This is a genomic window from Magnetospirillum sp. 15-1 (assembly GCF_900184795.1).
In the GTDB taxonomy this organism is placed as follows: Bacteria; Pseudomonadota; Alphaproteobacteria; order Rhodospirillales; family Magnetospirillaceae; genus Phaeospirillum.
The window spans coordinates 94054-111606 of record NZ_FXXN01000028.1 but is presented as its reverse complement, the minus strand read 5'-3'; the positions used below and the strand labels follow the sequence as shown (position 1 = coordinate 111606).

18 protein-coding genes are annotated in these 17553 nt (G+C 68.2%); 5 read left to right on the top strand and 13 right to left on the bottom strand.

The genetic code is table 11. From position 1 onward, the window contains the following. Nucleotides 1–8: 8 nt before the first annotated feature. The 5 genes from kdpA to CP958_RS26550 all read left to right on the top strand — a co-directional run bounded on the left by kdpA (nt 9) and on the right by CP958_RS26550 (nt 5603). A complete protein-coding gene (gene kdpA / locus CP958_RS21815) occupies nt 9–1736 on the top strand; it encodes a potassium-transporting ATPase subunit KdpA (protein ID WP_096704319.1) in 1728 nt (575 codons plus the stop codon). A gap of 13 nt (nt 1737–1749) precedes the next feature. Beyond that, nucleotides 1750–3819, top strand: coding sequence for a potassium-transporting ATPase subunit KdpB (gene kdpB, locus CP958_RS21810; protein WP_096704318.1), 2070 nt, complete (start codon nt 1750–1752; stop codon nt 3817–3819). Between the two features lie 128 nt (nt 3820–3947). Next, nucleotides 3948–4565, top strand: a complete 618-nt coding sequence (gene kdpC / locus CP958_RS21805) for a potassium-transporting ATPase subunit KdpC (protein WP_096704317.1) — start codon at nt 3948–3950, stop codon at nt 4563–4565. A 31-nt stretch (nt 4566–4596) separates the two neighbouring features. Beyond that, complete coding sequence (locus tag CP958_RS21800; RefSeq protein WP_096704316.1) at nt 4597–5280, top strand: response regulator transcription factor; 684 nt, start codon at nt 4597–4599, stop codon at nt 5278–5280. Between the two features lie 149 nt (nt 5281–5429). Next, nucleotides 5430–5603 carry a hypothetical protein gene (locus CP958_RS26550; protein ID WP_170959068.1) on the top strand — a complete coding sequence of 58 codons (174 nt, stop codon included), beginning with the start codon at nt 5430–5432 and terminating at the stop codon, nt 5601–5603. Here CP958_RS26550 and CP958_RS26545 read toward each other — a convergent pair. The 13 genes from CP958_RS26545 to CP958_RS21730 all read right to left on the bottom strand — a co-directional run bounded on the left by CP958_RS26545 (nt 5582) and on the right by CP958_RS21730 (nt 17514). Beyond that, entirely contained in the window at nt 5582–5737 is a 156-nt protein-coding gene (locus CP958_RS26545; protein WP_096704314.1) for a hypothetical protein, read from the bottom strand. The two genes, CP958_RS26550 and CP958_RS26545, sit on opposite strands and share 22 nt — an antisense overlap. 168 nt (nt 5738–5905) lie before the next feature. After that, on the bottom strand, nt 5906–6247 hold the full coding sequence (locus CP958_RS21785) for an antibiotic biosynthesis monooxygenase (RefSeq protein WP_096704313.1): 342 nt from the start codon (nt 6245–6247) through the stop codon (nt 5906–5908). Between the two features lie 24 nt (nt 6248–6271). Then, nucleotides 6272–6973 (bottom strand): energy transducer TonB, encoded by a 702-nt coding sequence (locus CP958_RS21780; RefSeq protein WP_096704312.1) that lies wholly within the window; start codon nt 6971–6973, stop codon nt 6272–6274. Beyond that, nucleotides 6970–7392, bottom strand: a complete 423-nt coding sequence (gene exbD / locus CP958_RS21775) for a TonB system transport protein ExbD (RefSeq protein WP_096704311.1) — start codon at nt 7390–7392, stop codon at nt 6970–6972. Before exbD ends, CP958_RS21780 begins: the two co-directional genes overlap by 4 nt. After that, entirely contained in the window at nt 7392–8084 is a 693-nt protein-coding gene (exbB, locus tag CP958_RS21770) for a tonB-system energizer ExbB (protein ID WP_096704310.1), read from the bottom strand. Before exbB ends, exbD begins: the two co-directional genes overlap by 1 nt. 4 nt (nt 8085–8088) lie before the next feature. After that, entirely contained in the window at nt 8089–9954 is a 1866-nt protein-coding gene (locus tag CP958_RS21765; protein WP_096704309.1) for an ABC transporter ATP-binding protein/permease, read from the bottom strand. 14 nt (nt 9955–9968) lie between these two features. After that, nucleotides 9969–10646: an SDR family oxidoreductase gene (locus CP958_RS21760; RefSeq protein WP_170959067.1), complete on the bottom strand. Its 678-nt coding sequence runs from the start codon at nt 10644–10646 to the stop codon at nt 9969–9971. Nucleotides 10647–10661: 15 nt separating this feature from the next. Continuing rightward, nucleotides 10662–11204 (bottom strand): heme utilization cystosolic carrier protein HutX, encoded by a 543-nt coding sequence (gene hutX / locus CP958_RS21755; protein WP_096704307.1) that lies wholly within the window; start codon nt 11202–11204, stop codon nt 10662–10664. Then, complete coding sequence (hutW, locus tag CP958_RS21750; protein ID WP_242443062.1) at nt 11194–12573, bottom strand: heme anaerobic degradation radical SAM methyltransferase ChuW/HutW; 1380 nt, start codon at nt 12571–12573, stop codon at nt 11194–11196. Before hutW ends, hutX begins: the two co-directional genes overlap by 11 nt. Then, the gene (locus CP958_RS21745) at nt 12570–13397 is read right to left on the bottom strand and encodes a heme ABC transporter ATP-binding protein (RefSeq protein ID WP_096704306.1); all 828 of its coding nucleotides are present in this window, start codon (nt 13395–13397) and stop codon (nt 12570–12572) included. Before CP958_RS21745 ends, hutW begins: the two co-directional genes overlap by 4 nt. Then, entirely contained in the window at nt 13391–14509 is a 1119-nt protein-coding gene (locus tag CP958_RS21740; protein WP_096704305.1) for an iron ABC transporter permease, read from the bottom strand. The genes CP958_RS21745 and CP958_RS21740 overlap by 7 nt, the downstream gene beginning before the upstream one ends. After that, a complete protein-coding gene (locus CP958_RS21735) occupies nt 14499–15371 on the bottom strand; it encodes an ABC transporter substrate-binding protein (protein ID WP_096704304.1) in 873 nt (290 codons plus the stop codon). Before CP958_RS21735 ends, CP958_RS21740 begins: the two co-directional genes overlap by 11 nt. A 16-nt stretch (nt 15372–15387) precedes the next feature. Further along, entirely contained in the window at nt 15388–17514 is a 2127-nt protein-coding gene (locus tag CP958_RS21730) for a TonB-dependent receptor (RefSeq protein ID WP_096704303.1), read from the bottom strand. Nucleotides 17515–17553 lie beyond the last annotated feature (39 nt).

The window sequence follows — 17553 nt, the reverse complement described above, 5'->3', positions numbered from 1 at the left end:
GACCGGCCGTGAACGCCGCAGGCATTCTGCAAGTCGTCATCTTCTTCGCCGTGGTCACGGCGGGGGCGATCCCGTTGGGGGCCTACATGGCCCGCGTCTATTCGGGCGAAAAGACCTGGCTCGATCCGGTGCTGGGACCCGTCGAGCGCCTGATCTACAAAATCTGCCTGATCAAGCCGGACCAGGAGCAGCATTGGACGGTCTATGCCGTCTCCTGCCTGATGTTCAGCCTGATCGGCCTGCTCTTGATGTATGCCGTGATGCGCCTGCAGGCGCTGCTGCCGCTCAATCCGGCGGAGATGTCGGCGGTCGCTCCCGACCTCGCCTTCAACACCGCAATCAGCTTCACCACCAACACCAACTGGCAGAACTATGGCGGCGAAAGCACCATGGCCTATCTCACCCAGATGCTGGGCATGACGGTGAAGAACTTCACCTCGGCGGCCACCGGCATGGCGGTGCTGGTGGCGCTGGTGCGCGGGTTCAATCGCCGGCAGGCCAAGACGGTGGGGAACTTCTACGTCGATGCCGTGCGTTCGATCCTTTACGTCTTGCTGCCGCTGGCGGTCATCGTCTGCCTGGTCCTGGTCGGGCAGGGCATGCCCCAAAACCTCGACGCCTACACCGAGGCCACCACCCTGGAGGGCGCCAAGCAGGTGATCGCCCAGGGGCCGGTGGCGTCACAGGTGGCGATCAAGCACCTGGGCACCAATGGCGGCGGCTTCTTCAACGCCAACTCGGCCCATCCCTTCGAGAATCCCACGGCGCTCAGCAACCTGATCGAGATGGCGGGCGAGCTGCTGATCTCGGCCGGTCTGGTCTTCGCCTTCGGCCGCATGATCGGCGACAAGCGTCAGGCCCGCGCCATCTACATCGCCATGGCCCTGATGCTGGCCATTGGCATCGGCGTCTGCTACTGGGCCGAGGCGGCGGGCAATCCGCTGGTCCAGGCCATGGGCGTCGACGTTGCCTCCACCGACGTGGCGCCGGGCGGCAACATGGAGGGCAAGGAGGTCCGCTTCGGCGTCGCCAATTCGGCCATCTTCGCCGCGGCCACCACCGGCACCTCCACCGGCGCGGTCAATTCCATGCATGACAGCTTCACGCCGCTGGGCGGCATGGTGCCGCTGGTCAACATCATGCTGGGCGAGGTGATCTTCGGCGGCGTCGGCTGCGGCTTGCACGGCATGATCGTCTTCGTCATCGTCGCGGTGTTCATCGCCGGGCTGATGGTGGGCCGCACCCCGGAATACCTGGGCAAGAAGATGGAGGCCAAGGAGGTCAAGCTGGCGGTGCTGTGCATCCTGATCTTCCCGCTGTCCATCCTGGGCTTCGGCGCCCTGGCCATGGTGCTGCCGGCCGGGCTGGCGGGGATGAGCGCGGCGGGGCCGCATGGCCTGAGCGAGGTGCTTTACGCCTATACCTCGGCCACCGGCAACAACGGTTCGGCGTTCGGCGGGTTGTCGGGCAACACCTTGTTCTACAACACCACCCTGGCGGCGGCCATGCTGATCGGGCGCTTCCTGATCATCGTGCCGACCCTGGCCATCGCCGGGTCCCTGGCCGCCAAGAAGATCGTGCCGCCGTCTTCCGGCACCTTCCCCACCCATGGCTCGCTGTTCATCGGCCTGTTGATCGCGGTGATCGTGGTGATCGGCGGCCTGACCTTCTTCCCCGTTCTCGCCCTGGGGCCCGTCGTCGAGCATTTCGCGCTCGCCGCCGGTACCCTGTTCTAAAAGGGAACCTCTCATGGCTATCCATCGTCCGCAGGAAATGTCCCTGTTCGACGGCTCGATCCTCCGGCCGGCGGTGCTGTCCGCCTTCGCCAAGCTCGACCCTCGGGACCTTGTCCGCAATCCCGTCATGTTCACTACCGGGGTGGTGGCGGTCCTCTCCACCGTGCTGTTCGTCCGCGATATTTCCATCGGCGGCGAATACACCGCCGTGGTCGGCCAGATCGCCGCCTGGCTGTGGTTCACCGTGATCTTCGCCAACTTCGCGGAAGCCGTGGCGGAAGGGCGCGGCAAGGCCCAGGCCGAGTCCCTGCGCAGGACCAAGACCGAGACCGAGGCCAAGAAGGTGGCCGCCGCCGATGCCGCCACGTTCAAGCTGGTGCCCGCCACCGCCCTGCGGGCCGGCGATCTGGTGGTGTGCGAGACCGGCGACACCATTCCCGGCGACGGCGAGGTGATGGCGGGCATCGCCACCATCGACGAAAGCGCCATCACCGGCGAATCCGCCCCGGTCATCCGCGAATCCGGCGGCGACCGCTCGGCGGTGACGGGGGGCACCCGGGTGGTGTCCGACCGGATCGTGGTGCGCGTCACGGCCAATCCGGGGGAAAGCTTCCTCGACCGCATGATCGCCCTGGTGGAAGGGGCCAAGCGCCAGAAGACTCCCAACGAGATCGCGTTGACCATCCTGCTGGTCGGCCTGACCCTGGTCTTTCTGATCGTCTGCGCCACCCTGCCGGCCTTCGCCGCCTATTCCGGCACGGTCATTCCGGTGGTGTTCCTGATCGCCCTGCTGGTCACCCTGATCCCGACGACCATCGGCGGGCTGCTGTCGGCCATCGGCATCGCCGGCATGGACCGGCTGGTGCGCTTCAACGTCATCTCCAAGTCGGGCCGCGCCGTCGAGGCGGCGGGCGATATCGACGTGCTGCTGCTGGACAAGACCGGCACCATCACGCTGGGCGCCCGTCAGGCGGCGGAATTCATCCCGCTGCCCAGCGTCAACGAGCGCGATCTGGCCGAGGCCGCCTTCCTGTCGTCCCTGGCCGACGAGACCCCGGAAGGCAAGTCCATCGTCGCCCTGGCGCGAAGCCGTTTCGGCTTCGCCGAAGCCACCCTGGGCGACGGCGTGACCTTCGTGCCGTTCTCGGCCCATACCCGCATGAGCGGCGTCAATATCAACGGCGGTTCCGCCTGCGAGATCCGCAAGGGCGCCTCGGATTCGGTCATCGCCTATGTCAACGAGAAGGCCGGCAAGACCCCCGGCGGCATCCCGAAGGACATGGTCCTGGCGGTGGAAAAGGTCGCCAAGGCCGGCGGCACGCCGCTGGTGGTGGCCCGCGACGGCCGCCTGCTGGGCGTCATTTACCTCAAGGACATCGTCAAGCCCGGCATCCGCGAGCGCTTCGCCACGCTGCGCGCCATGGGCATCCGCACGGTGATGATCACCGGTGACAATCCGCTGACCGCCGCCGCCATCGCCGCCGAGGCGGGTGTCGACGACTTCCTGGCCGAGGCGACGCCGGAAAACAAGCTGGAGCTGATCCGCAAGGAGCAGCAGGGCGGGCGTCTGGTCGCCATGTGCGGCGACGGCTCCAACGACGCCCCCGCCTTGGCCCAGGCCGATGTGGGCGTCGCCATGAACACCGGCACCCAGGCGGCGCGCGAGGCCGGCAACATGGTGGACCTGGAAAGCGACCCCACCAAGCTGATCGAGATCGTGATGATCGGCAAACAACTGCTGATGAGCCGGGGCTCGCTCACCACGTTTTCCATCGCCAACGACATCGCCAAGTACTTCGCCATCATCCCGGCCATGTTCATGGTGTCGTACCCGCAGTTGCAGGCGTTGAACGTCATGCATCTGGCCAGCCCGCAAAGCGCCATCCTGTCGGCCATCATCTTCAACGCCCTGATCATCATCGCGCTGATCCCGCTGGCCCTGAAGGGCGTCAAGTACAGGCCCGCCGCCGCCGAGGTGCTGTTGCGCCGCAACATCCTGGTCTACGGCCTGGGCGGCATCGTTGTTCCCTTCATCGGCATCAAGGCGATCGACCTTCTGGTCGCCGTCCTCGGCCTCGCCTGAATGACCAGCCCCTCAATCGCCGGGCGGGCGGCCTCCGCCGCCCTTGGCTCTCGCGCCACCCGGCGCGGCGGCCTTTGGCCTAGCCTCCGAGCCCTCTCGGGCTCGTCGGAAGTTCCGGAGTAAGACACATGATCAAGCAAATCCTTCCCGCCACCCTGTTGACCCTGCTGCTGACCCTGCTGCTGGGACTGGGCTATCCCCTGGCCATGACCGGCATCGCCGGAACCCTGTTTCCCGCCCAGGCCCATGGCAGCCTGATCGAGAGGAACGGCCAGGTGGTGGGCTCGGCCCTGATCGGCCAAGCCTTCGACAAGCCGGAATACTTCCATCCGCGCCCCTCGGCCACCACCGCCGCCGATCCGGCCGATGCGACCAAGACGGTGCCGGCCCCCTACAACGCCGCCAATTCCATGGGCTCCAACGCCTCGCCCAGTTCCAAGGCCTACATCGAATCGACACAAGGCCTGGTGGATCAGCTCAAGGCCGAGAACCCCGACGCCCGCATCCCGGTGCCGGTGGATCTGGTCACCGCCTCGGGCTCCGGCCTCGACCCCCATGTCTCGCCCGCCGCCATCGAGTACCAGCTTCCCCGCGTCGCCAAGGCCCGCCATGTGGCGGAGGCCGAACTGCGGGCGCTGGTGGCAAGCCGGACCGAGGGCCGGATGTTCGGCATCCTCGGCGAGGCCCGGCTCAACGTCCTGAAACTCAACCTCGCCCTGGACCAAAGCTGGCCCCAGGCGAAGTAGGGGCGGAAGGGCCGAACCGGAAGGGGAGAAAATGAGCGACCGCATTCTGGTCATCGACGACGAGCCGCAAATCCGCAAATTCATGCGGATTTCGCTGGCCGCCAACGGCTACGAGGTGATCGAGGCCGACAATGCCACCCAAGGCATCGAGGCGGCGCGCAGCCAGCAGCCCGATCTGCTGATTCTGGACCTCGGTCTGCCCGATCTCGACGGTCAGGAGGTCATCAGCGCCGTGCGCGACATCTCCGATATGCCCATCATCGTGCTTTCCGTCCGCGCCCAGGAGTTGGACAAGGTGGAGGCGCTTGATCGCGGCGCCAGCGACTATATCGTCAAGCCGTTCGGGGTGGCCGAGCTGATGGCCCGGGTCCGCGCCGTGCTGCGCCAGCGGACGGCCAAGGGCAATGACGATCTGGTGGAGGCCGGGGCGGTCGTGATCGATCTGAGCCGGCGGATCGTCACCCGCAACGGTGCCGAGGTGCGCCTGTCCAAGCGGGAGTGGGGGCTGCTGGCCGCCCTCGCCAGCCATCCCGACCATGTGCTGACCCACAAGCAGATTTTGAAGGAAGTCTGGGGGCCGGCCCATGGCGAGGACACCGCTTATCTGCGGGTCTACGTCAATCAGTTGCGCCAGAAGCTGGAGGCCGATCCGGCGGCGCCCACCCTGATCGTCACCGATCCCGGGGTGGGATACCGTCTGAAGCGGGGGGAGTGACCGCGGATGGGGCGATTTCCGCCATCACCGCAAGCCGGCCGTAAAAAAACCTTTACGCTCTCCCGTATCGAACCTTAACGCCCGTTGGCGGGACAATGATCCGTGGCCTCAAGGACTGCGTGTGCAGGACCGGCCAGACGGAGGATGTCATGTCCGACAAGGATCTGTTGGGTCTGCTGATTGGTGTCGGCCTGCTGATCGCCTTCGCGGCTTACATGGCCTACATCTACTTCCATCCGGACCGCTTCGGCTGGCTGGCGCTGTCTTCGACCGACACCAAATCGCCATCGGCCGGGCACCCTCAGAAATTCAGAAACAGATAGGCGGCGATACCGGTCACCACCACGGCGATCATCGCCACCGACTTCAACCCCATGGCCTGCTGGCGGTACATCAATACCGCTGTTCCGATGATCATTGGGCTGATGATCAGCAACCCGACCTGTTTCTCGTTCATTGCTCTCGGCCTTGTGTCCGTCCCGGCAGGGAAGGCGTCCCCGTCGGGAGGAGTGTGCCGGAGTTGGGCGGCGACGGCCAGCCCGAAGGCGGGCCGCCGCTCCAGCGCCCGTTGAGGGCGCGGCCAAGGGCGCGGATGCGCCCGCCCGGCGAGGGACAATGATAAGGCCTATAGCGTGACGCACATTTTAGGCATCACGCTATGGAGGTCCTGAAGAACTTCGAAACCTTCAAATTCCGGATGCCCCAGGATGATTCCGGACAGGCGGCCATCTCCCTGGTGGGATTTGCCGAAGGCCTGGGATTCCACCCAGCCGTCGAAATGCCGCTTGGATTCCCAGACGGTATGCGAGGCGAACAGCGTGTGCTCCGGGGTGCTGGAGCCGCGCAGCAGCTTGAAGTTCACGAAGCCGTCCATCTCGGGCAGGCGCGTCTCGCGGCTCCGCCACACGGTCTCGAACGTCTGTTCCTGACCGGGCGCGACCTTGAAGCGATTCATGGCGATGAACATGGCGGGACTCCTCTGAGGGGGGGACTATCGAAGGAAAAAGCGGACAGGCACCGCGAGGTCGATCCGGTCTCCGGTTCCGTCTGGTGGGTGGGGCAGGGGCTGGGCGCGCTCGATCAGGGCCAGGCTTTCGCGGTCCAGGGATTCGACGCCGCTGCCCCGCTCCAGTACGGCGGACAGAACCCGGCCCGAGGAATCCATGACGAAGCGGACGGTGGCGGCGCCTTCCTGGCGGCGCATTTGGGCGTCGCGGGGGTAGCGCTTGTGGCGCTCCAGATGGGCGAGCAGCGTGCCCTGCCAGCGCGATATCTCGGCTTGGGATACGGTCGGGGTGCTCGGCTTGGAGGGGCTCGGCCGGCCGGCCGCGGTTGCCTCGGCCGGAACCGGAGCGGCGACCGGTTCGGCGGCTTCGGCCATTTCGGCGACCGGCGCGGGGGGCGCCGTCAGGACCGGCTTCGGCTTCGGCGCGGGCTTGCGGACGGGGCGGGGAGGCGGTTCGACCTTGGCCTGAGGCTGAACCCGGGGCTCGGGCCGGGGAGGCGGCGGCGTTTCCACGGCGGCGGGGGGCGCCTCCAGATCGAGGGTGAAGGAAGGGGACGGGATCGTCGCGGGACGCGGTGCCGTCCACTGCATGGCCGCCCACAGCAGCGCCGCATGGGTGATCGCCACCAGGGGAGCGGACAACAGGATCGGCCGGATTTCCGGCATGGGCGCCCGGAAGGCGATCACGGATGGCCTCCGCCTTCCTGGCCGGCCAGCGCCACTTTCAGGTAGCCGGCCCCGCGCAACCGGTCGAGCACCGCCATCATGGAGCCGTAATCGACGCTGCGGTCGGCCTTCAGGTGTATCCGCGTCTCGTGATTGCCGCCGGTCAGCCCGTCCAGTGTTCCGCCCAGAGCCTCCGGCGTTACCGGGGCGCCGTCCACCCGCAGGGAGCGGTCGGCGGCCAGGATCAGGGAGACCGGCTTGTCGGGTGTCTCGCGGCGGGCGGCCGTGGAGCCCGGCAGGTCGACGTCGGTGTCCACGGTGGCCAGCGGTGCCGCCACCATGAAGATGATCAGCAGCACCAGGATCACGTCGATGAACGGCGTGACGTTGATCTCGTGCATCTCTCCGGCGCCGTCGCCGAATTCAAAGCCGCCGGCCATCACTCGACGGCCTGACGCAAGAGGGCGTGCCCGCGGTCGAGGTCGCGGCCGAGCAGCCGGAGGATCTCGCCCGAGGCCTTGGCCCAGTCGGCCCGCTGGGCGGCGACGGCGCGGCCCAGCAGGTTGTAGATCACCACCGCCGGGATGGCCGCCACCAAGCCCAGGGCGGTGGCCAGCAGCGCCTCGGCGATGCCGGGCGCCACCACCGCCAGGCTGGTGGCCTGGGCCTTGGAGATACCGACGAAGCTGTTCATGATTCCCCACACCGTGCCGAACAGGCCGACGAAGGGAGCGGTCGAGCCGATGGTGGCCAGGATGCCGGTTCCCGCCGCCAGACGGCGTCCGTGATCGGCCTCCAGCTGGGCCAGTCCCGATGCCGTCCGGACGCGGATGCCGTCGGGGGGCAATCCGGTGGAAGCGGCCATTTCCTTCAGGGCAAGGGCGATCGGCGCGGCGTTGGCCCCCTCTCGCGCCGCCTCGGCCAGGGTGCGCGAGCGGCCCAGGATATCCAGCAGCCGCCCCAGGCGGCGGCCATGGCGGCGCAGCTCCATCACCTTGGCCAGACCGATGCTCCAGCTGATCACCGAGGCCAGGGTCAGGCAGACCATCACCGCCTGGACGATCACGTCCGCCGACAGGAACATGCCCCAGGGCGTCAGCCCGTGCGGAATGGCGGGAAGAGAGGTGTTCATGGGGTCATGCTCCGCATTGGGCAAGTTCGGGTTGGATTTCCATATCCGGGATCTGTCCGGGGCGCTGCTGCCTGTGCCACAGGGCGGCGTAAAGGCCGTCCATGGCCAGGAGGCGGGAATGGCGGCCGCGCTCGACGATGCGGCCATCGTCCAGCACCAGGATCTCGTCGGCGTCGATCACCGTGGATAGCCGATGAGCGACGATCAGGGTGGTGCAGTGGCGGGACGCTTCGCGCAGGGAATCCTGGATTTCCCGCTCGGTGTGGCTGTCCAGCGCACTGGTCGCCTCGTCGAAGATCCAGATGGATGGAGCCTTGAGGATGGTCCGGGCGATGGCGACCCGCTGCTTCTCGCCGCCCGACAGCTTCAGCCCGCGCTCGCCCACCCTGGTGTCGTAGCCCTGGGGCAGCGAGGCGACGAAGTCGTGGATGCGGGCCAGCCGCGCCGCCCGCTCGATCTCGTCATCGGCCGCGTCGGGACGACCATAGGCGATGTTGTAGCGGATGGTGTCGTTGAACAGCACGGTGTCCTGGGGAACGATGCCGATGGCGGCGCGCAAGGACCCCTGGGTCACCCGGCGGATGTCCTGGCCATCGATGGTGATGCGCCCCCCGTCCACGTCGTAGAACCGCATCAGCAGGCGGGAAATGGTGCTCTTGCCGGCCCCCGAAGGCCCGACGATGGCCACGGTGCGGCCGGGCGGGATGCGGATGTCGACGCCTTTCAGGATGCCGCGCCCCGACTCATAGCCGAACCGCACGGCTTCGAAGCGCGCCTCGCCGCCGCTCAGGATCAGCGGCCGGGCGTCGGGGTGGTCTTCGATCTCGGGGGGGTGGGCCAGCAGGCCCAGCATGGCCTCGATATCGGCCAGGGCGTGCTTGACCTCGCGGTAGACGAACCCCAGGAAGTTGAGGGGCAGGTAAAGCTGGATCACATAGGCATTGACCAGCACGAAATCGCCCATGGTCATGCTCCCCTCCACGTAGCCCCGCCCGGCCAGCAGCGTCACCGCCACCAGACCGGCGGCGATGATCAGCCCCTGGCCGATGTTGAGCAGCGACATGGTGGTCTTGCTGACGATGGCGGCCCGCTCGAAGCGGACCAGGGCATGGTCGAGCCGCCGGGCCTCGTGCTCCTCGTTGCCGAAATGCTTGACCGATTCGAAATTGGTCAGCGAATCCATGGAGCGGGATGCCGCCTCGGAATCGCATTCGTTCATGGCGCGGCGGAACTTGGTCCGCCATTCGGTCACCGCCAGGGTATAGGCGATGTAGGCCAGGATGGTGGCCACGGTGGCGATGGCGAAGATGCCGTCGTACAGGCGGGCCAGCACCACCGCCACCAGCACGATCTCGACGATGGTCGGCAAGATGCTGAACAGCATGAAGTTGAGCAGGTATTCGACCCCCCTGGTGCCGCGCTCGATGGAGCGGGCCAGACCGCCCGCCCGGCGGTCGAGGTGAAAGCGCAGCGACAGGCGGTGAAGGTGGCGGAACACCTCGAGGGCGGCGGTGCGGATCGCCCGCTGGCCCACCGCCACGAAGGTGAAGTCGCGCAGTTCGGTGAACAGCGAGGCCAGCACCCGCGCCGCGCCATAGGCCGCCAGCACGCCCACCGGCACGGCGGCCCAGCCGGCGGACTGGCCCGCCGTGCCCAGGGAATCCACCGCTTCCTTGTAAAGAAGGGGGACCGAGATGGTGGCCGCCTTGGCGGCCACCATCAGAAGGACGGCGATCACTACCCTGGCCCGCAGCACGGACTGTCCGGCCGGCCACAGGAAGGGCAGCAGGCGGCCGAAAGCCCGCCATTCCGATCCCTGCGGGGCGGCGTCGGCGCCCGACGGGGGCGACAGGGCGGGGGAGCCCCTCATGATGTCATCTCCCTTCAGGCCGCCGCCGTCAGGCGGAACTCGACGGTACCGTCGGGGGCCGCCAGCCGGGTTCTGTCGATGGCCGACAGGGTGCGGCCCAACACCCGCGCGTCGGTCAGGCAGGGCAGCACGGCACCGGCCAGATCGGGACGGGTGATGCGGCCGTGGACGCAGGTGTCGGCATACAGCGCCCCCTGGCCGGTGGGCGGATCGGACACCAGCCCGCCCGGCCGGATGATCACATGGGGGATGGCGGCGGCCCGCAGATGGTCCTCGGCCCTGGTCTTGGCCTGCAGCACGTCGCCGATGGCGGCCAACAGCCGCTCCGAGGCGTGGACCCGGCTGTCGCCGCAGCCGAGCGAGGTGACCAGGATCATGCGGGACGCGCCGAACGCCTTGGCGGCGTCGATGACGTTGACGTTTCCTTCGTAATCGACGGCCCGGCCCGGCATGCCGCCGCCCAAGGTGCTCGCCACCACCGGGGGCAGGGCGCAGGCGGCGAACGCCCGGCTGACCTGGGAGCGGTCGAGGGCGTCGCCCTCGACCACCGTGCAGCCCAGGGCGGTCAGTTCGGGAGACGCCGACCCCGGCCGGATCATGGCGGTGACCCGCCAGCCGGCTGCGCGGGCCAGTCGGGCCAGTTCCAGTCCGGTCCCGGTGCGGGCGCCGAACAGCAGCAGGTCGCGGGTCATGCCCATGCCCTCCCGCTAACCGGCCAGAGCCTGGGGCCGCGCCACGGCGAGGCGGTCGCGCAGCGCGTCGAACCGGCGGATCTGGTCGGGCAGCATGCGGCGCTTCTCATCGCGGCCCACATAGACCTTGAACATGGAATCGCCCTTGTCGTTGAAGAAGGTGATGGCGCAGGTGTCCATCTTCATGAAGGGCCGCTTGACGAAATGGATGGCGGCGCAATTGCCGTAACGCAGATGGCCGCCGATGGCGCCGTGGCCTTCCAGGTTGAAGAAGCCGCGTGCCACCTTGCCGGGCGGCACCTCGCCCTTGCATTCCAGGATCAGGTCGCGGGTATGGACCAGGAAGGTGACCTCGCCCCAGGTGGTGAGGTCGGCCATGACCTCCTCGAAGGCCTCGCCGGTGATCGCCACCCGGCAATGGTCGGGCAGGCATTCCGACACCTGCAGCGGGGTGACGCCGTGTTCGATGGCGATGGTTTCCAGGACGCCGTCCTGGGACTCGTCCAATTGGGCGCGCAGGTTGTCCAGGATGGAGGGATCGGTGTGATCAGCCGACATAACGCATTCCTTCTGATGGGGGAAGAGAGGGGGCGGCGGAAGCAGTCCCGCCGTCCATGAACAGGTCGGTCAGCTCGAACAGGCTGCCGACCAGATTGCAGTGCCAGAACCAGCCGGCGGGGGTGAGGGTGACGGCCGTGGCCCGGCGGTTGACCAGCCCGGCCGCCGCCCACTGGGCCAGCAGCGGCTCGATCGCCGCCGCGAAGCCGGGAGCTGTCAGGGACTCGAGCCGGGCGATGTCCAGCCTTCCGCCTTCCAGTCCGCCCATGACCAGATCGCGGGCCGGGCGGTTGGCGGGCGGCGGCAGCACCACGGTGATCGGCTTGGTGCCGGCATCGATGGTCTTGCCGTAAAGCTCGACGTCGGGCTGGATGACGTAACGATGTCCGGCGACCAGCCCGCCGGCTCCGGCGCCGAAGGCCAGGCAATCGGCTCCGGCCTTGACCAACTGGTTGTAAAGATTGCGCTCGCGGGTGGCCGAGGCCCAGTGGGCCTGATTGAGATGACGCCAGCCAGCGTCGTCCAGCATCTCCAGCCCGGCCCCGTACATGGCGGCCATACGGTCCAGCCCGGCGGCCGGCGGCAACGAGCCCTTGGCGATGGACAGCGCCAGCGGGCTCTTGTCGTGCAGCGTCAGGCAATAGAGGTCGACGCCGTCCAGACCGAGGGACAGGCAGGTCATGACGTCGTCGCCCCACATCTCCATGCTTTGGTCCGGCAATCCGAAGATCAGGTCGCAGACCACCACCGCCCGGTCGCGGTCGCGCAGCCGCTCCATGAAGGCGATGGCTTCGTGCCGGGTCGCCTTGCGGCCCATGCGCTGCCGGAGCCCGGTATCGAAGGTCTGGACGCCGATGGAGAAGCGGTTGGCCCCGGCTTCCAGGCAGGCGTCGACCTTGTCGTCGTCGAAGCCCGCCACCCGTCCCTCGATGGTGATCTCGCAATCGGGGGCCAGCGGCAGGTGGCGGCGCACGGCGGAGATCAGGCGGCCGAGATCGGCTGCCGCCAGGGCGCTGGGCGTGCCGCCGCCGAAATAGACGGCCTGGATGGGGGGGCCGGATGCCGCCGCCTGGTCCATGGCGATGTCGTGCTCCAGCCGCCTTGCGTATTCGGCCATGGAATCCTCGGCCGACCGGTTGCGGTAAAAGCCGCAGAACAGGCAGTGGTTGGCGCAGAAGGGAATGTGGAGATAGGCCACCCGCTTGCCCGGCCGCCGCTCGGCCAGCAATCGGGCGGCGATGGCGGGGCCGTCCTCCAGGGGGCGGGTCCGGCGCTGTATCCATGGAAACAGGTTGCGCTCGGCGAAGGCGCCGGCCAGCGGCTCGCCCGGACGGGCGAAATGGTCTTCGAGGGGCAGGAGTAAGGTCATGCGCGCAATCCCTGCGGAATGGGGGTGGGGGCCAGAGGCGCGGTCGCCAGGGTCAGGCTGCCGGTCAACGGATTGCGCAGCGTGACGCAGGCCAGGCCGAACACCTGGCCGACCACGGTGGGGGTCAGCACCGCTTCGGGCGGGCCGAACGCCACCAACTCTCCCTGATCGAGAACGCCGATACGGTCGCCGTAGGCGGCGGCCAGGTTGAGGTCGTGGACCACGGCGATGACGCCGACGCCTTCTGCCGCCACCTCGCGGGCCAGCCGGAACATGCCGTGCTGATGGGCGGGGTCCAGATTCGAGGTGTGCTCGTCCAGCAGCAGGCAACGGCCCTTTGGGGCCTCGACGCCGGTGATCTGGGCCAGGGCGCGGGCGATCTGCACCCGCTGGCGCTCGCCGCCCGACAGGCTGGGATAGAAGCGCGGCGCCAGATGGGCGGCGCCCACCCGCTCGAGGCAGTCCAGGGCGATACTCCGGGCATGGCGGCTTTCCTCGCGGCCGGTGCCGTGGGGCGAGCGGCCGATCAGCACCACCTCCAGCGCCGTGAAGGCGAAGTCGAGCTGGATGTCTTGTGGGACCACGGCGCGGCAGCGGGCCAGCGCCGCCATGGACCAGCCGTCCAGCGGGGCGCCGCAGACCGAAATCCGTCCGAGATCGGGCCGCGTCTCGCCGGCGATCAGCCGCAGCAGCGACGACTTGCCGGCACCGTTAGGGCCGACCAGGGCGACGACCTCGCCGGCCCGGACCTCCAGCGATACGCCGTTGAGGATGTCGCGCCCGCCCAGCCGCAGGGAGACGCCGGAAACCGAGGCGATCAGCATGTTCCCCTCCCGTGCGGGGCGCGGCGCAGCAGCAGCCAGATGAAGAACGGGCCGCCCAGGGCGCCGGTCACCACGCCGATGGGCAGGTCGGCGGGGGCGGCGACGGTGCGGGCGAAGATGTCGGCTCCCACCAGCAGGATGGCTCCGCCCAGGGCGGCGCCGGGCATCACCATTCGGTGGTCGGGACCGGCGATCAGGCGGATCAGATGGGGAGCCACCAGCCCGATGAAGCCGATGACGCCGGAAACCGCCACCGCGGCGCCCACCGAGGCGGTGACCAGGACCACCGACAGGCGGCTGACCCGGTTGGCGTCGAAGCCCAGATGACCGGCCACGGCATCGCCCAGCAGCATGGCGTTGAGGGCGCGGGCCAGACGGGGCAGCAGGAGCAGCGGCAGCACGGTCAGCGGGGCGGCGGCCCATACGGCGCTCCAGTCGGCCCCGCCCAGGCTGCCCATCAGCCAGAAGGTCAGGCTTTTCAATTGCTCGCTGTCCGACAGATAGACCAGAAGGCCGGTCATGGAACCGGCCGAGGCGTTGACCGCCACGCCGGCCAGCAGCATGGCGCCCCGCTCGATGCGGCCGTGACGGCGCGAGATGGCATAGACCGCCATGGTGGCCGCCAGCCCGCCCAGAAAGGCGGCCAGCGGCATCAGAATACCGGTCATGCCCACGGCGAAGCGGCCCAGCCAGGCGGTCCCCAGCACGATGACCGTCACGGCGCCCAGCGCCGCCCCGCTGGAGATGCCCAACAGGCCGGGATCGGCCAGGGGGTTGCGGAACAGACCCTGCAGCGCGGCGCCGCCCATGCCGAGCGCCGCGCCGACCAGCAGACCGAGCATCACGCGGGGCAGCCGGATATTCATCAAGATGGCCGCCTGGGCCGAGGTGTGCTCGACCGGCAGGATCAGGCCGATCCGTTCGCTCAGGATGGCGGCGACCTGAAGCGGGGCGATCCTGGCCGGGCCGATGGCGATACCGGCCAGCACCACCGCCGCCAGACCGATCCACAGCCCCGCCATGACGAGGGCGGAACGCGTCCATCCCGGTCGGATCGCCGGGTCGGCGGCACCATTGCGCTTGACCGGCAGGGGCAGGACCTCAGCGTCCATGGAGAGCCACTCCCTCGCCGTGGAACAGCACCGACAGGCGCCGCAGCGCCTCGCCCAGCCGGGGGCCGAGCCCAAGCATCAGCGGTCCGGGCATGGGGGCGAACCGTCCGCTCTTTCCCGCCGGGGTAGCGGACATGCCGGGCAGGCGGACCATGCCCGCCGCGCCGCCGATCCCCTCCCAGCGCTCCTCGACGGTCAACACCAGATCGGGGGCGGCGGCGGTGACCATTTCGCCGTTGAGCGGCTTGAAGCCGGTGACGTCCCCGGCGGCGTTGATGCCGCCCGCCATCTCGATCAACTGGCCGGCGATGGTGCCGGCTCCGGCCACCACCGTCTGGGACGGGTCATAGTTGAGGACGAACAGGACGCGGGGCTTCTTCCCGATCCCGGCCACGGTGCGGCCCACGGCGGCGATCTGCCCGTCCAGCGACCGGCGCAGCGCCTCGGCCTCGCGCTCGGTGCCCAGCAGGCGGCCGACCGCGCCGATATTGTCCTCGAGCGCCCGCAAGGGGGGCGTGCGCTCGAACAGCACCACCGGAATTCCCGCCTGCTCCAACTGGCGGAGGGCGCTGGCCGGTTCCGCGTCGCGATAGGCCATGACCAGGGTGGGGGCCAGCGACAGCACGCCCTCGGCCGAGACCTTCTTGTAATAGCCCACCTGCGGCAGCGCCTTGACCTCGGGCGGCCAGACGCTGGTCTGGTCGACGCCGATCACCGAACCGCCCTTGCCGAGCGCGAAGACGATCTCGGTGAGCGAGCCGCCGATCACCACCAGGCGGGAGGTGTCGGCGGCACGGGCGGCAGCGCCCGACGCCAGAGCCATCAGGACGGAGAGGAGAACACGGCTGACGGTCTTGCGCATGACGCTGCCTCCACCCCTAGAAATCGGCACGGACGCTGACGACCACGCTGCGGCCCTGCTGGTTGGCCTCGTCGGGGTTGGTCTGATAGGTCAGGTTGGTCAGGTTGATCAGGTCGAGACCCAGGTGGTAGCCGCCCATGTCGGCGCCGAACGAGGCATTGAAGGTGCGCCAGGCGGGAATACGGGTGATGCTGATCCCGCTGGTGTTGGACGAGCCCTGGCTCAGTTCGTCGGAACGCGATGCGCCGCGCATGTAGAGGTCGGCATAACCGGTGGCGCCGTCCCACAGGGTGCGCTCGTGGCGCAGGCCGATCCGGCCGCTGACGGTGGGGGTGCCGGTCATGCCGCTGCTGGCCGAGCGGTAGAAGTACTTGCGCCGAATCCAGCCGCCGTTGGCGTAGGGGGTGAGGCCCAGCCCGTCGATACGGTATTCGGTGGCCAGTTCGATGCCGGTGCTTTCGGCCTTGTCCAGGTTGACGTAGGTGGTCTCGGACGCGGCCGTGCAGGGGCTGACGGTGGCGCCGTAGATGCCGCAGGACAGCGAGGCGATATAGTTCTTGGCCTTTGAACGGAACAGCGACGCGTCCACCGTCAGTCCGCCCGAGCCGTGCCGCACCCCGAACTCCCAGTTGCCCGAGGTCTCGGGTTTCAGGTCGGAATTGGGGCGCACCGTGGACGAGGCGCCGAAATACGATCCGGTGAAGGCCTGGACCAGGGTGGGATAGACGTAGCCCTGGGCGAATCCGCCGCGCAGCACCGTGTTGGGCACCCCGCTATACAGCAGCGTGCCGCTGAAGATCGGGGCGGCATCCGACGTCGAGCGGGTCTTGTAGCCGCTGTCGTTGCTCCGCAGGCTGTCCAGCCCCGAATTGATCCAGTACTGGCGGGCGCCGAAGACGGCGGAGAAGTCGGCTGGCAGTTTCCAGGTATCCTCGCCGTAGATGGAAACCGTCTCCGTATGCCCTTCCATATCGGCGTAGCGGTTGACCGCGGTGGCGAGGCCGACGCCGCTGCGCCCGCTGCGGGTCATGGATTTGTCCAGGTCGTCGCGCAGATACTGAGCGCCCGTGATCAGCAGGTGATCGGGATGGGGCGTCCAGTCCGCCTGGGCCGTCAGCCCCTTGGTCGCCTGGGTGTCCTGGTCGCGGTGGGAATAATCGTAATTGGCGGCGGGCGCCTGAGCGATGATGACCGGGCCGGCGGCCACCTGCTGGGTGAACAGGCGGTCGATGGTCTGGTAATAGGCGTCGACATGGAGCTTGGCGATCCAGTCGTTGGGCCTGTCCAGCTCATAGGTCGCCCCGACCTTCTGCAGATCGCGGGTCGGCATGTCCAACTGGAACTTGCTGAATGCCGTGCCGATGGTCGACGGCGAGGTGGTGGAACCGCTGGACAGCTCGTAGCGGTCGACGGCCAGGGAGATTTTGTGGCCGTCCGCCCGGTAGGCCACGTAGCCGGAGATGCTCTTGTTGTCGGAATTGGAATTGGGCAGGTCGCCGTCCGGGGTACGGCGGTCGCCCTCTTCGGTTCGGCCGACGAACAGCCGGTAATCCCAGCCGTCCTTGGTGCCCTGCATCAGGGCGTTGGCGGCGTAGCCCTGGGTCGCCGACATGAACGACGCTCCGGCGCTGCCCTGGAACGGCTTGTCGCCGCCTTTCTTGGTGATGATGTTGATGACGCCGCTGATGGCCTTGGAGCCGTAGAGCACCGAATGGGGGCCGCGCACCACCTCGATCCGCTCGATCAGGGCGGGGTCGACCAGGATGGGCGCCCCGTAGGAGGTATGATCAGTGATCTCCTGGCCGTCGATCAGCACCGCGCCGCGCCGGGCTTCCTCGCCCCTGATCTTGATGCGTTTCATGCCGGGGATGGACGATTCGTCGATGCTGACGCCGGGGATGTCGCGCAGCACGTCGGCGATGCTTGCCGCGTTGGAGCGCTTGATTTCCCTTTCCCCCATCACCGAGACGCTGACGGGGCTTTCCATCACCGAGGTTTCCGTGCGGGTCGCCGAAACCACCAGGGCGTCGAGAACCATGGAACCGTGGCCTTGCGAAGTGGCTTCTTCCGCCGCCCATGCCGCCGGGGCACCGACCGGGGAGATGCAGACGACAAGCAGGGCGCGTTTCCAAACCATCGGCATTTTCAGGTCCCCTTAGTGATGCGAATGAGTCGCATTTGC